Source organism: Morganella sp. GD04133, assembly GCF_029835375.1.
GTDB classification, from domain to species: domain Bacteria; phylum Pseudomonadota; class Gammaproteobacteria; order Enterobacterales; family Enterobacteriaceae; genus Morganella; species Morganella morganii_B.
Window position 1 is genome coordinate 1 of record NZ_JAODZS010000040.1, and the last position, 14,817, is coordinate 14,817.

13 protein-coding genes are annotated in these 14,817 nt (G+C 52.4%); 9 read left to right on the forward strand and 4 right to left on the reverse strand.

What is annotated here, in order from left to right:
- Positions 1-208 precede the first annotated feature (208 nt).
- A complete protein-coding gene (ebgR, locus tag N7387_RS17520) occupies positions 209-1,201 on the reverse strand; it encodes a transcriptional regulator EbgR (RefSeq protein ID WP_279800474.1) in 993 nt (330 codons plus the stop codon).
- 242 nt (positions 1,202-1,443) lie between these two features.
- On the opposite strand from ebgR, the gene galE reads away from it, so the two are divergent.
- The 4 genes from galE (at position 1,444) to N7387_RS17540 (ending at position 5,829) form a co-directional block, all read left to right on the forward strand.
- Complete coding sequence (gene galE / locus N7387_RS17525; protein ID WP_279800476.1) at positions 1,444-2,460, forward strand: UDP-glucose 4-epimerase GalE; 1,017 nt, start codon at positions 1,444-1,446, stop codon at positions 2,458-2,460.
- A gap of 66 nt (positions 2,461-2,526) precedes the next feature.
- The gene (locus N7387_RS17530; RefSeq protein WP_279800477.1) at positions 2,527-3,579 is read left to right on the forward strand and encodes a UDP-glucose--hexose-1-phosphate uridylyltransferase; all 1,053 of its coding nucleotides are present in this window, start codon (positions 2,527-2,529) and stop codon (positions 3,577-3,579) included.
- 13 nt (positions 3,580-3,592) lie between these two features.
- Positions 3,593-4,747: a galactokinase gene (gene galK / locus N7387_RS17535; protein WP_279800478.1), complete on the forward strand. Its 1,155-nt coding sequence runs from the start codon at positions 3,593-3,595 to the stop codon at positions 4,745-4,747.
- Positions 4,748-4,758: 11 nt separating this feature from the next.
- Positions 4,759-5,829 carry a galactose-1-epimerase gene (locus N7387_RS17540; protein ID WP_279800479.1) on the forward strand — a complete coding sequence of 357 codons (1,071 nt, stop codon included), beginning with the start codon at positions 4,759-4,761 and terminating at the stop codon, positions 5,827-5,829.
- A gap of 35 nt (positions 5,830-5,864) precedes the next feature.
- On the opposite strand, the gene N7387_RS17545 is transcribed toward N7387_RS17540, so the two are convergent.
- On the reverse strand, positions 5,865-6,197 hold the full coding sequence (locus N7387_RS17545; RefSeq protein ID WP_072870135.1) for a tRNA-binding protein: 333 nt from the start codon (positions 6,195-6,197) through the stop codon (positions 5,865-5,867).
- A gap of 98 nt (positions 6,198-6,295) precedes the next feature.
- Between N7387_RS17545 and N7387_RS17550 the strand changes: the two genes are divergently transcribed.
- The 4 genes from N7387_RS17550 (at position 6,296) to N7387_RS17565 (ending at position 12,622) form a co-directional block, all read left to right on the forward strand.
- Positions 6,296-7,300, forward strand: a complete 1,005-nt coding sequence (locus N7387_RS17550) for a substrate-binding domain-containing protein (protein WP_279800480.1) — start codon at positions 6,296-6,298, stop codon at positions 7,298-7,300.
- A 291-nt stretch (positions 7,301-7,591) separates the two neighbouring features.
- Complete coding sequence (locus N7387_RS17555) at positions 7,592-9,673, forward strand: TonB-dependent receptor (protein ID WP_279800481.1); 2,082 nt, start codon at positions 7,592-7,594, stop codon at positions 9,671-9,673.
- A gap of 644 nt (positions 9,674-10,317) precedes the next feature.
- Positions 10,318-11,178 carry an alpha/beta hydrolase-fold protein gene (locus N7387_RS17560; protein WP_279800482.1) on the forward strand — a complete coding sequence of 287 codons (861 nt, stop codon included), beginning with the start codon at positions 10,318-10,320 and terminating at the stop codon, positions 11,176-11,178.
- Positions 11,179-11,461: 283 nt separating this feature from the next.
- Entirely contained in the window at positions 11,462-12,622 is a 1,161-nt protein-coding gene (locus N7387_RS17565) for an MFS transporter (RefSeq protein WP_262861287.1), read from the forward strand.
- A gap of 52 nt (positions 12,623-12,674) precedes the next feature.
- Here N7387_RS17565 and N7387_RS17570 read toward each other — a convergent pair whose 3' ends face one another.
- Positions 12,675-13,160: a DUF4822 domain-containing protein gene (locus N7387_RS17570; RefSeq protein ID WP_025152873.1), complete on the reverse strand. Its 486-nt coding sequence runs from the start codon at positions 13,158-13,160 to the stop codon at positions 12,675-12,677.
- A 337-nt stretch (positions 13,161-13,497) separates the two neighbouring features.
- Between N7387_RS17570 and N7387_RS17575 the strand changes: the two genes are divergently transcribed.
- Positions 13,498-14,007, forward strand: coding sequence for a hypothetical protein (locus N7387_RS17575; RefSeq protein WP_279800483.1), 510 nt, complete (start codon positions 13,498-13,500; stop codon positions 14,005-14,007).
- A gap of 71 nt (positions 14,008-14,078) precedes the next feature.
- Here the strand turns inward: N7387_RS17575 and deoD are convergent, their stop codons facing one another.
- Positions 14,079-14,786: a purine-nucleoside phosphorylase gene (deoD, locus tag N7387_RS17580; protein WP_279800485.1), complete on the reverse strand. Its 708-nt coding sequence runs from the start codon at positions 14,784-14,786 to the stop codon at positions 14,079-14,081.
- Positions 14,787-14,817 lie beyond the last annotated feature (31 nt).

Genomic DNA, 14,817 nt, shown 5'->3' on the forward strand with positions numbered 1-14,817 from the left:
GAGTACTGAGTGGGAGCCTTATTCGACAACAATTAAGCATTTCTTGCTGAAGAACAGTTAGCCGGGTGATATTGCATTAAGCTGATTTTTTCACATCTTCACCGGCAACATATCTATCAAATGCCCGAATTTCACCCGGCCAGCGGTTGCCGCAAATCCTCACCGCCTTTCACCGGGGAAGTATTAAACTCTGCCGGTGAAAGGGGGGTTATGATTTTGTGGTGCCGCGCAGAATAAGGCGGGAAGCGGTAAAGACCTGAAGCGGCTCCTGCCGTCCGTCACGCAGACGTTCAAACAGAAGATTGACACCCTGGCTGCCCATCACCTCGGAGTGAATGCGGACGGTCGACAGTGACGGAATGGTAAATTTGGCAGTCGGGATATCATTGACACTGATAAGGGCGATATCCTCCGGGATAGCGATATGCTGTTCATGCAGCGCCCGCAGTACGCCGATAGCAATGGAGTCAGAGGCGACAAACAGCGCCTTCGGGTAGCTCTCTTTGGTCAGCATCTCTTTCGCCAGCGCATAACCGGACGCGCTGGAGAAATCCCCGCGATAGATATCTTCCCCGCGCACCACACCGCGCAGTGAGCCGTATTCCGTAAAAGCAACCTCGCGGATATCTGCCGCCGCCGGGGAGTCTTGTCCGCCGATAAAACCTATCCGGTCATACCCCTGTGCAATAAAGAAATCAGTCACGGACTGCGCAATGTACGCGAGATCAATATCCACCGCGTCATAATCGCTCTGGCGATCACTGAAATCGATAAAACAGACCGCAGAGCAAAGCGCCTGTACCTCTGTCAGTACCGCACGGGCACCGTGTCCGATCAGCAGCACGCCGTCTGGGCGGGAAACCGTCTCCGGCAGATTGTTTTCATAAGCATGTGTCAGCTCAATACCCAGCCGTTCACTCTGTAATTCAATGCCGTGGCGGATGGAGAGATAGTAAGGATCATTAATTTCCGCTGTTTTCGGATAGCTGTAAACCGCCAGAAAATGCAGTCGCTGTGCCTGACGTTTGCCCGGAGAGTGACGGCGCTGCGCGGAAACGGTGTACTCAAGCTGCTCTGCGATTTCCAGAATACGCAGCTTGGTTTCTTCTTTCACACTGAGTGTCGGATCATCATTCAGCACCCGCGACACGGTCGCGAGTGAGACACCGGCTTGCCGGGCGATATCTTTTAGCGTGGCCATTTTTTTGTTCTTTCTCCTCCGGCCGGGAACTGCGGCAGGGCAACAGGCGTCATTCAGGCAGTAACAGCTGCTTATAGTAGCACAGAAACTTTTAGTAAAAACCATTCAGCGCATCGGTGTAAACGTTTACACAAATCAGATCAGTATCACAGACCCGGACTGTATTCATGGTTAGAATCTTCTCCGTCCTCACGTTATACTTTGGTTTTCTCTGAATACATTACAAAGCCTGAGAGGTATATGTGGAAATTCTTGTCACCGGCGGTATGGGCTATATCGGCAGCCATACCTGCGTACAACTGATGAATGCAGGCATGACACCGGTTATTGTGGATAATCTGTGTAACGCCAACGCGAAAGTTCTGGCGCGGATCACTGCAATTACCGGAAAAGAACCTGTTTTTTATCAGGGGGATATCCGTGATGAAGCCTTTCTTGACAGCGTATTTGCCAAACACCGTATCGATGCGGTAATTCACTTTGCGGGCCTGAAAGCCGTGGGTGAATCCGTGGAAAAACCGGTTGAATATTATGATAACAATATCAACGGCACGCTGGTTCTGCTGCGCAGCATGAAGCGGGCGCAGGTAAAACGGATTATTTTCAGCTCTTCTGCCACCGTCTACGGCGATCCGGCCTGTGTGCCGATCACCGAAGAATCCGCTATCGGCAACACCACAAACCCTTACGGCACCAGTAAATACATGGTTGAACGCATTCTGAGTGATGTGCTGATCGCCGATAATGACTGGTCTGTATCTCTGCTGCGTTATTTCAATCCGGTCGGGGCACATCCGACAGGCACGATGGGCGAAGATCCGAAAGGTATCCCGAATAACCTGACGCCATATATCACTCAGGTTGCTATCGGCCGCCGTGAAAAAGTCAGTATCTATGGAAACGATTACCCTACACCTGACGGTACCGGGGTGCGTGATTACATCCATGTGATGGATCTGGCGGACGGTCATGTTGCGGCACTGAAAACCGTGGCACAGTCTTCCGGGCTGCATATCTATAACCTGGGTACCGGTAAAGGCACCAGTGTGCTGGAAATGATCGCGGCCTTCAGTAAAGCGGCCGGTAAACCGATCCCGTATGCTATCTGCGACCGTCGTCCGGGCGATATCGCTGAGTGCTGGTCCAGTCCGGAAAAAGCCGCCCGCGATATGCAGTGGCGCGCCGTCCGTACTGTTGATGATATGGCGAAGGACGCCTGGCGCTGGCAGCAGAAGAACCCGGAAGGTTACGCAGACTGACGAAAACCGGTAACGCCTGAGGACAATCATCGCTAACCCGTTTCATTGTCAGAGAGAATTGTGTCTATGATGACTTTTGATCCGTCTGATTGCCCTCACCGCCGCTATAACCCGTTAACGGGACAGTGGATTTTAGTCTCTCCTCACCGGGCAAAGCGCCCGTGGCAGGGGAGAGATGAAGTCGCTGATGTGGCAGACTTACCGGCTTATGACCCGGACTGCTTTTTGTGTCCGGGAAATCCCCGGGTAAGCGGTGATATTAATCCTGCTTACACCGGTACTTATGTTTTTCAGAATGATTTCTCCGCGCTGAGACCGCAGCCCTGCACGCAGCCGGAAAACACACATCCGTTATTTCAGACTCAGGCCGTCAGCGGACTGAGCCGCGTGCTCTGTTTTTCTCCCGATCACAGCAAAACCCTGCCGGAACTGCCGGTGGCACAAATCCGTGCGGTCATCGATACCTGGCAGGCGCAGGCAGAGGAACTGGGGGAAAAATACCTCTGGGTGCAACTGTTTGAGAATAAAGGGGAACTGATGGGCTGCTCGCAGCCGCACCCGCACGGTCAGATCTGGGCCGGGGATTTTCTGCCTGATGCCCTGAGCCGCAAGGACGGACTGCTGCGCGACTATTCCCGGCAGCACGGCAGTAACCTGCTGCTGGATTACGCACAGGCAGAGCTGAAAGACGGCAGCCGTATTGTAACGGAAACGGCGCACTGGCTGGCGGTGGTGCCGTACTGGGCGGCGTGGCCGTTTGAAACCATGCTGCTGCCGAAACACCGTGTGATCATCCGGATGGAAGACATGACCGATACGGAGCGGGATGATCTCGCACTGGCACTGAAAAAACTCACCAGCCGCTACGATAACCTGTTCCGCTGCGCTTTCCCGTACTCGATGGGCTGGCATTTTGCGCCGTATTTTCAGCAGGGCGAACCGCTGGATCACTGGCAGTTACATGCGCTCTATTATCCGCCGCTGCTGCGTTCCGCGACCGTGCGCAAATTTATGGTCGGCTATGAAATGCTGGCGGAAAGCCAGCGTGATCTGACACCGGAGCAGGCCGCAAAGCGGCTGCGTGCGGTCAGCTACCACCATTTTAAAACCCCTTTATAATCTGAGGTTTCCGATGAAAACAGTTATCAGCAAGGCACAGAATGCTTTTGAACAGTGCTTCGGCGCATCCCCTGACATGCTGATTCAGGCACCGGGCCGCGTGAATCTGATTGGCGAACACACCGATTATAATGACGGTTTTGTTCTGCCGTGTGCCATTGATTTCGGCACCGTGGCGGCGGCCTCGCGGCGTGAGGATCAGAGGGTCTGCGTGGTGGCGGCGGATTATGATAATGATCGTGATGAGTTTGATCTCTCACAACCGATTGAATACCGCGATAATAAACTGTGGGCGAATTATATCCGCGGCGTGATCAAATACCTGGCGGAACGCGGTTTTGTGTTCGGCGGGATGAATATTGCGGTCAGCGGCAATGTGCCGCAGGGCGCGGGTCTGAGCAGTTCCGCCTCACTGGAGGTGGTGATCGGCCAGACCGTCAAAGTCCTGTATGACTTACCCGTCAGCCGTGAAGTCATTGCCCTGAACGGGCAGCAGGCGGAGAACCAGTTTGTCGGCTGTAACTGCGGCATTATGGATCAGCTGATTTCGGCCTGCGGTGAAGCCGGACACGCACTGCTGATCGACTGCCGCAGCCTGGAAACCCGTGCGGTTGCTATGCCGGAAAACAGCGTGGTAATGATTGTTAACTCCAACAAAAAACGCGGGTTGGTGGACAGCGAATACAACATCCGGCGGCGTCAGTGTGAGGCGGCAGCGGCATTCTTCGGCGTGCCGGCGCTGCGGGATGTGACAATGGCGCAGTTCGCCGCGCATGTTCATGAACTGGATGCGGTGACCGCGAAACGGGCCCGCCATGTGATCAGCGAAAATATCCGTACCCTGGCAGCAGCGGAAGCGCTGAAAGACGGGGACTTACCGCGCCTCAGCCAACTGATGGCGGAATCCCATCACTCCATGCGTGATAATTTTGAAATCACGGTCCCTGAAATCGATGCGCTGGTGGCGATTATCGGTGATGTGATTGGTCTTGAAGGCGGTGTCCGTATGACCGGCGGCGGCTTCGGTGGTTGTGTGGTGGTACTGGTGAAACCGGAACATGTCGCACAGGTTACAGAGGCAATTAACGCACATTACACACCGATCACCGGCCTGACGGCGGATATTTATGTCTGCCGCGCCAGTGACGGTGCCGGTGTGATCCGCTGACCGGAGGTGATATGACACATCTGGATCTGCGCCCGTATGAACGGGCGCTGGCAACAGAACCGGCTGCAGACGGCAGACCGGCGGAGATCGTGGTGCTGACCAACCGCAACGGTATGCGCATCAGTATTGCGGACACCGGCGCGACCTGGCTCAGCTGTGAGCTCCCGCTGGCAGATGGCGTGCGGGATGTGGTGTGCGGCGTGGCGGACAGCGCCGGATTTGCCCGTCAGACCGCCTATTTCGGTGCCACAGTCGGGCGTTTTGCCAACCGGATTACGGGCGGTGGTTTCACCCTGAACGGGCAGTTTTATCCGCTCGCCTGCAATGAAGGTACCACCTGTCTGCATGGCGGTACCGATAACTTCAGCCACCGGCGCTGGCAGATCCGCCGCCGCTCAGCAGATTCCGTGACATTCTCTCTGCAGTCACCGGACGGCGACCAGGGGTTTCCGGGCAATCTCAGCGCAGAAGTTACTTATCAGCTGACGCCGGAAAACGAAGTCCGCCTGATTTACCGGACACAAACAGATAAAGCCTGTCCGGTCAGCCTGACCAATCACGCTTACTTTAACCTTGCCGGTGAAAACAGCGGTGTGAAGGTGACAGAAGGGGAAGTGCAGATCCGGGCAGATAAACGGCTCGGACTGAATACGGAGAACTTACCGGACGGTACACTCTGTCCGGTCGCCGGAACCGTCTTCGATCTGCGCACCCGCAGGGCGCTGTCTCAGGGTTTTATGTCTGAGGCGGCACAACAGCAGACAAAAGGGTTTGATCACGCCTTTGTGCCGGACCCGGCATTGTGTGATGGTAAACAAACTGTTGCGGCGTACTGGTCACCGGCGGGGGATGTGTGTCTGGAAGTGGCGACCACCATGCCCTGCATACAACTTTATACCGGCAATTATCTCGGTGGTCAGCCGGGAAAACACGGTGATTATCAGGATCATGCCGGGCTGGCGCTGGAAACCCAGTATTTCCCGGACGGGCCGAATCACCCGCACTGGCCGGATGCGGTCAGGGGAATTTCAGCGCTGGGAGAACAGCGGGAGAGTGTGACGGTGTACCGGTTTGTGTTTTAAACAAAGGCTCACAACGGTGAGCCTTTGTTGTTTTATCAGACAATACGGACACCGGCAGGCATTACGCGTTCCGGAGCCAGCAGGACGCTTTCTGAGCCGTCATCAGTTTCGGCACACAGCAGCATACATTCAGAGGTTTCGCCGCGCATTTTGGCTTTTTGCAGATTGCACAGCACCACGACCTGCTTATGCAGTAACTCTTCCTCTGTATAATACGGCACGAGGCTGGTGACGGTCTGAAGTGAGCGGTCACCGACATTTATCTGAACAATATAGAGTTTATCGGCATTTTCGTGACGTTTGACATCGGTGATCCGGCCAGTGCGTATCTCCAGTTTAGCGAAATCAGGGTAAGCGACAGTGTCCATAGTAAAATCCAGTAAAATTTTAGTAAAAGATAATAAAAATTAGCAGAGTTACACCGGATGGCAAGTACCGGGATCACAAAACAATAACGGAGCGGTAAATGGCAACCATTAAAGATGTTGCGAAACTGGCGGGAGTCTCAGTGGCAACGGTCTCGCGGGTTATCAATCAGTCACCAAAAGCGGGGGCAGAATCTGTCCGTGCGGTTCAGGCAGCCATGAAGGCGCTGGCTTACCGCCCGAATGCGGCGGCGCGGGCGCTGGTCAGCCAGAGCAGTGATATTGTCGGTGTGCTGGTGGGGGATGTGTCCGATCCGTTTTTCGGTTCTCTGGTTAAAGCGGCGGATGAGGTGGCGCATCAGCACGGAAAACATCTGTTAATCGGCAATGGCTACCACCGGCAGGAAGATGAGCGGCGCGGTATTGAATTACTGATGAACAGCCGCTGTGATGCCTGTGTGATCCATGCCAAGGCGCTGAGTGATGAAGAACTGCGCGGCTATGCGGCGGAAATGCCGTCGATGGTATTTATCAACCGCGTGATCCCGGGACTGGAAAACCGCTGTGTCGCTCTGGATAACCGGCGCGGAACTCAGCTTGCCACACAATATCTGCTGAAACAGGGACATCGCCATATTGCCTGCTTATCATCATCACACACCATTGAAGACAGTGCGCAACGGCTGGCGGGATACAGAGATGCGCTGGCAGAAGCCGGTTGTGAGCTGCCGGAGGCCTACATTGCCGTTGGTGAACCGGTGGCAGAAGGCGGGGAAGCGGCCATGAGTGCGGTGTTGTCTCTTTCACTGCCGGTGACGGCGGTGGTGGCCTACAACGATTTTATGGCAGCCGGGGCGCTGTCGGTGATTGAGGCAAACGGGTTGCGTGCGCCGGAAGACATTTCTGTTATCGGCTTTGATGACAGCATGATCGCACGATATATCCAACCCCGCCTGACCACAATACGCTATCCTGTTGACATGATGGCTCAGACAGCAACACAGCTGGCGCTGGCACTAGCGTCCTCACAGGCGCTGCCGTTTTGTCCGCCGTGTTACACACCGACTCTGGTTCTCCGCCACTCGGTGATGAGCAGATTTTCCTGACGATAATGTGTTAATTTTATTTATCTGTTATCCCTCACTATTTACTTTGGTACTTTGTTAGAAGGCTGCAAATTTATCTGAATTTGCAGCATTTTTTTGTCCTGCGATTTTCATTCCTGCCATTTACCCTCCAGCTGTACTTTCCGGTTTAACGATATCACAGCAATTTATTATCATCATGATAATAATTTTCATTTGCGATCATATTCTCAATGGCATATATCAATGATAGGATTAATCATTCTCATTTAATATTTCAAATAAAAAATATCAATCCAGTCAGGGAATAATATGAACGTCTCATTCAAACGCTCACTGCTTGCTGTTGCTGTTATGTCAGCGGCCACTGCCGCTTATGCTGAAAATAAAGATGACACCATCGTGGTTACCGCGTCCGGTTTTGCGCAGGAAATGCGTGATGCACCGGCGAGTATCACCGTTATCACCAAGGAGCAGTTGCAAAATAAACCGGCTGCCAACCTGATTGACATGGTAAAAGATGTGGAAGGGGTCAGTGTGATCGGCGGCAGCCTGAAGCCGGATATCAGTATCCGTGGCCTGTCCGGGGACTACACTCTGATTATGGTGGACGGTCGTCGTCAGAACAGCCGTGAATCCCGCCCGAACGGCAGCGGCGGTTACGAAGCCGGGTTTATTCCGCCGGTGGAAGCCATTGAGCGTATTGAAGTGATCCGCGGCCCGATGTCCTCCCTGTATGGTTCTGATGCGATGGGCGGCGTGATTAACATCATCACTAAAGCAGTGGCAGATGAATGGCACGGTTCGATGGGTATGGGCGGTATTATTCAGGAAAGTAAAGATTACGGTAACTCCGCAAATACGGATTTCTATGTCTCCGGGCCGCTGATTAAAGATAAGCTGGGATTGCAGGTCTACGGCGGGCTGAACTATCGTCGTGAAGACCATCTTCAGGAAGGTACACCGCGTAAAGATGATAAAAATATCACCGCCAAACTGGCCTTTACGCCGATCGAAGGGCAGAAATTCTTTGCGGAAGTCGGCCGCCGTACACAGGAACACACATCCACTCCGGGGAAATCGATTGCTGATTCTGCCAACTTCGGGACTATTACCAATCAGGCTAAAGATAAGCTGGAAACTAATAATAACCGCAACCACTGGGCATTAACCTGGAAAGGTGACTGGGATGAGATCAACAGCGAACTCAGTGTCTACCAGGAAAATACTATCCGGAAAACCCGTACCGGCACACGTGAGATGGGTAATGAAACATGGAATATGGCTTATGACCATCGTCAACCGGAAATTACGAACACGGTTGTTGATGGAAAAGTCACTGCATTCCTGCCGTCTAATATCCTGACTCTGGGCGGACAATACCAGTACGCCAAACTGAAAGATGATTCCGTCACAGATTCTATCAGCGTTCCTGACGGGAAAGGCGGCACAAAATTACAACCTGTTTACGCCAGCGAATCGGTATCAGTGGATCAAAAAGCTCTGTTTGTAGAAGATGAATTCAGTGTAACTGATGACCTGACGCTGACCGGTGGTCTGCGTATGGACGACCACGAGTTCTACGGTAAGCACTGGAACCCGCGTGCCTATGCCGTCTATAAACTGACGGATGAAATCACCATCAAAGGTGGTGTGGCAAAAGCCTTCCGTGCCCCGACACTGCGTGAACTCAGTCCGAACTTCGGAACGTCCACTCAGGGCGGTAACGCGGTCATGTACGGTAACCGGGATCTGAAACCGGAAACCAGCGTGACGGAAGAATTGGGTATTGCTTATGACCATGAATCCGGATTTTCCGTCAGCGCGACACTGTTTAACACCGAATTTAAAAACAAACTCACCAGCTATCAGGACGGCACAGAGAAAGATCCGATCACCGGCCTGAACAAATTTGTTTACGATAACGTGGGTAAAGCAAATATCCGTGGTGTGGAAATGGCCTCCCGTATTCCGGTGGCAGAAAAATGGAATCTGAACCTGAACTACACTTTCACCGATTCAGAACGTAAGAGTGACGACGAAAAACTCAACGGCAAATCCCTGAAAGGACAACCGCTGGAAATGACACCGCGTCATATGGCAAATGCCAAACTTGACTGGCAGTACCGCCCGGATATGAGTTTCTACACTCAGGCAAATTACACCGGCAAACAGGTCTGGGCAGCACAGCGTAACGGGGCAAAACAGCCGCGTGAACGCAGCGGGATCACCACCCTCGACCTCGGGATGACCTACCAGGTCATGCCAAATGCGCTGCTGAACTTCGCCGTACTGAATATCGCCAACGAGAAAGGGGATGATATCGATACTAACGGGAACTGGCAGATCGATGAAGGGCGCCGGTATTGGGCTAATCTGAAACTGAATTTCTGATTACGCGTCATCCTTCGCCCTGTGGCGGCGTTGGCTGCTCTCAGGAAACCGGGTCACATACCATTGTATGCTCCCTGGTTTCCTTCGGTTGCCGCCCTTGCCACAAGGCGAATGATTTAGCGTAACGCGTCTCTTTGTTCTGTGGTGGCGTTGGCTTCGTTCGGCTACCCCGGTCACATACTGATGTATGCTCCCGGGGATATCCTCACTTTGCCGCATGCCACAAACCGGATGATTTAGCGAATCTGCGTCATCCTCCACTCTGTGGCTGTGTTGGCTGCACTCAGAATTCCGGGTCACATACTGGTGTATGCTCCCCGGAATTCTTCCCTTGCCGCCTTGCCACAGCGCGGATGATTTAGCAGATTGGTTTCTTTTCTGAATTTTATTGTTTTTCTGTTTTTGACAGAGTTGAAGTACACAGGGGATTAACCGGCAAAAAAAGGAAAGCGTAAAGCGCCAGGGATGGCGCGATCCGAGCGGACAGGGATGTGTCAGCGACTTTCCGCTTTGCCGGTTATCCCGCCGCCCGGGTTCGAAAGAGGATGGTCTTATTTTTTCAGGGGATGGCGCGATCCGAATCTGCGTCATCCTCCGGTCTGTGGCAGAATTGTTTTTTTAAGTCAGTCATTCCCGGAGTCAGGATGTGGAAAAAAATAATGGTGATTTGTTGCATGATGGCGGTATCTCCCCTGATGGCGCGGCCCTCGCAGGAAATCACGCCGCTCACTGAAGCGGCACAACAACAGTTCACAATAACGCATCATGAGATGCAGCAGGGTGATCGTCACTACCGCCTCTTTATCGCGCAGCCTAAACAGCCGCAAACGGCGTACACCGTGCTCTATATGCTCGACGGTAACGGTCAGTTTCCGATGATGATTAACCGGCTCAGTGCCGGTAAAACCCGGCCATTGCCGCTGGTGGTGGGGATCGGTTATCCCTCTGATCTGGCTTACCCGAAAACCCGCACCTTTGATTACACACCGCCCGCAACCGGTGAGCAATTTACCGCAGGCGGCGGCGAACTGCCTTTCCGGCAGTTTATCCGTGAACAGGTGATTCCGTGGGTGAGCAGTCACTATCCTGTTAACGACCGCCGCTACTTCTTCGGCCACAGCCTCGGCGGGCTTTTTGTGCTGCGGACAGCCACGGATGAACCCGGTTTATTTACCGATTACATCAGTGCCAGCCCGTCCCTCTGGTGGGGTCATGGCACTTATATGACAGCGGAACGATTTGGTCGCCTCCCGGCGGATATCCGGCTGACCATCACTCAGGGCGGACTGGAAGAAAAACCCGATCTGAGCAAAATGAGTGAAGAACAAAAACACAATCTGTCCGTCCGCTACAGTGATATTACCGCGCGGGAAGTGTGTGAGCAGTTACAACTGCGGGACAAACAGTGTCAGTTCCGGATCTTCCCCGGAAAGTCACACGGCAGTGTTGTCCCCGATGCGCTGGAAACGGTGATTTCTTTATTACCGGCAGATAAGGAAAAATAAGTTATTTTTTTGTTAATTTGCATGTAAAAATACCGAAAATAACAGGGGAAACCCCATATTCCTCTGTTATTTCCTTCCATAACAAAAACTACTCGCAGCCATTAGTTTTTTTGATTTCATTTTTCCCTTACAAGGGGCTATATTCCGCTCCGTTTCAGACATAAATTCACAATCCACTGCTTCTATCAATGACCCGTCATCCACCATTTTGGCGATGAAACAGCCTGAGAAAAAAAGCAGCGTCATGTTTTTTTGATTTTTTTGTTTTAGGTGGAGAAAAGCAGTGAGTCACAGCATCCGCACGCCGCGTCCTGACAGTGTGTTAATCCCTGTCGCCGGTCTGACGTTATTTGCGATTGCATCCGGTTATCTGATGAGCCTGATCCCGTTATCGCTGGATTATTTTGCCATCGGTACCGATTACGCAGGCTGGTTAGCCAGTGCTTACTATATTGGTTTATTACTCGGTTCGATGCTGATTGAGCCGGTGATTGCCCGTATCGGTCACCGCCGTTCCTTTATTCTCTTTGTGCTGGCGCTGGCGGCGACCGTGGCAGTTCTGCCGTTTTATACTGATCTGAGTGCGTGGCTGGCATCCCGGATGCTGGCCGGGGTGGCGGTTGCCGGTATTTTTGTGGTGATTGAATCCTGGCTGCTGATTGGCGATAACCCGGCTGTCCGTGCCAAACGCCTGAGCTTCTACATGACCGCACTGTACGGCGGCACCACCCTGGGTCAGCTGGCGATCGGTGTGTTCGGAACCGCAGGTGTCGTGCCGTTTGCCGTGGTGATGGTGCTGCTGTTTGCTGCGGTATTGCCGCCGCTGTTCTCCAAAGCACAGCCGGTATGTCACGGCGGACATAAAAGCTTATCCCTGAAACAGATCCTGCGTCTGAGTAAACCGGCTATGGTCGGCTGTATGACCTCCGGTATTGTGATGGGCACCATTTACGGGCTGATGCCGCTGGCATTGCAGGAAAAACATTACAACACCGAACAGGTCGGCGGCCTGATGGCGGCGATCATTCTCGGCGGGATGATTATTCAGCCGGTGATCAGCAAATTATCTTCCCGCATGAGTAAAGTATTATTGCTGGCGATGGTCTCTCTCGCCGGGGTATTTGCGATGGGAATGATTTATCTCTCCGGCCACTATCTGGTGATGGTGGTGGCGCTGACGCTGCTGGGAATGTCTTCTTTTGCGCTGTATCCGGTCGCGATCACACTGGCATGTGACACACTCACCGCGAATGTGATTGTGGCGGCAACCCAGGTGATGTTGTTCTGCTACAGCATCGGTTCAGCGGCGGGCCCGCTGGTGGCGGGACAGTTTATGAAACAGCCTGACGGCATCATGAACTTCTTCTTTATTGTGCTGCTCTCCACCGCGATTTATATGCTGTTATCTGCAGTGCGCCGCAAATCACGGATTCTGGCAAGCTGATACCGGCGGAATGAAAAATGCCCTCATTGAGGGCATTTTTGTACATTGGTATTTATTCTGCGGCTTTGGGTTTGTGGACAATATCCGCGTAATGACTTTTATCGTCCGGTTTCGGGTAGACGCGGTAAATGTATTCATCCGGTGTCACTTTGATATTTTCGACCACACGGGTAAACAGCACTTCTCCTTTGTCATTCTTACCGGTCAGCGACCGGGTTTTACCGTCCGCGCTGAAAGACCAGTCGCCTTGTAATTTCAGCTTTCCTTCCGGGGTGTACATCTTAACGGAACCGTCTTTTTCATAGTTGGCCAGGCCAAAGAAGCCTGCCACACTCTCATCGGTGGCCGGAATCGCTTTACCGTCCTGGTCCAGTGCCTCGGTGGTTACCCAGGTTTTGCCAATCAGATAATCAGCAGTATTTCCGGCTTTCTGAGCCGTGGCTGTCAGGGGTTTTACCTGAGCATCCGCCGGCGCCGCCAGCGCTGAAAAGGAATACGCCGCTGCAATAATACCGGCAATCATTGTTATTTTTTTCATGTCACTTCCTCAGGTTGTTCTGTTGACTGTCTTTCTTAGTGATAACAATTCCCGATATCAATAATAAGGGGATTAATCTTATTAGCGTATTTTTTATGTAAGGAAGTATAAAAATAATTAAATTTTATATTCATTTCTGACACATCTCTTTTGAAACCGGCAGAGTGAAATATGGAGAGAAAATGAAGAACTGTGCAGAAATTATGATGAATTGTGCAGGGATTATGATTTCACCGTCAGAAAGGGTAAAACGGATTGTCATATATACCGGCATCGGCAATGATGACGTCAACAGCAAAACAGTGCTTCAGAAAATTAACTCAAAAGGAATATTAATATGAAAAAGATCATTGCAGGTGTTATCGGACTGAGCTTATTAGGTGCGGGTGTTACCGCTGTCGCAGCACCGGCGCCGGTCACTCAGCCGCAACAGAATGGTCAGTATATGAATGGTTATGGCAACTGTGACGGCAACGGTGGTCGTCATATGATGCGCGGTAATCATGACGGACGTGGCCATCATAATAAGCGCGGATACCATAACGGTGGTTACAACCGTGCTCCGGTCTTTCAGTCCGCACTGACCACCGCCACGCCGGGTGAAGCCCTGAAAAAAATGAGCGCGGATGCACCGGCAGTCAGTAAAGACGGCAAACAGTATTTTGTCCGCGCCAGTGTCCGTGATATCAACGGCAACACGCTGTATCAGTCTTCATTATCCACCACAACACCGAAAGAAGCGCTGGCAAAAATGGCGGGTGATGCACCGGCTGCCGCATCCGGTCAGCAGTATTATGTCCGCGCAGGTATTATGGAAATTCTGCCGGTTAATAACGCCGCACAGTAACCGCTGTCATGAACAAGCAAAAATGCCCTCTGATGAGGGCGTTTTTGTCTGCGGATAAAAAACTGTGGCTGTCAGAGTGTCAGCGCGGTTTCCAGCGCCAGCTCAATCATATTGTGCATCGCGTTCTGGCGCTGATCGATGGTCAGTTTACCACCGTTTTTAATATGATCAGAGGTAGTGAGGATCGCCAGTGTCCGCGCCCCCAGCTCTGCCGCGACGGTGTACAGCCCGGCGACTTCCATATCCACCCCGAGAATCCCGTACTGCTCCATCACGGTAAACAGTTCCGGGCGGGTGGTGTAAAACAGATCCGCAGTAAACACATTGCCGGTTTTGACCGGTAACTGCAGACGTTCAGCCGTTTTCACCGCAGATGCCAGCAGGTGCCAGTCTGCCAGTGCCGCCAGATCGTTACCGTAAAAACGGTCACGGTTCACTTTGGAATCGGTACTTGCGCCCATGGCGATCACCACATCCATCAGTGACACATCATCCCGCACTGCGCCACAGGTGCCGATACGGATTAGGTTTTTCACACCAAAATCCTGAATTAACTCATACGCATACATTGAGATTGAAGGGATACCCATGCCGTGGGCCATCACCGAAATTCGTTTGCCTTTGTATTCTCCGGTATAACCCAGCATATTGCGGACGCTGTTTACTTCCCGCGCCTGCGATAAATAATGTTCAGCAATAAACTTGGCGCGCAGGGGATCTCCGGGCATAATGATGGTTTCTGCGAAATCGTTTGCGCTTGCCTGAATTGCAACTGCCATAAAAGCACTCTCCTCTCAATCAAACCGTGTG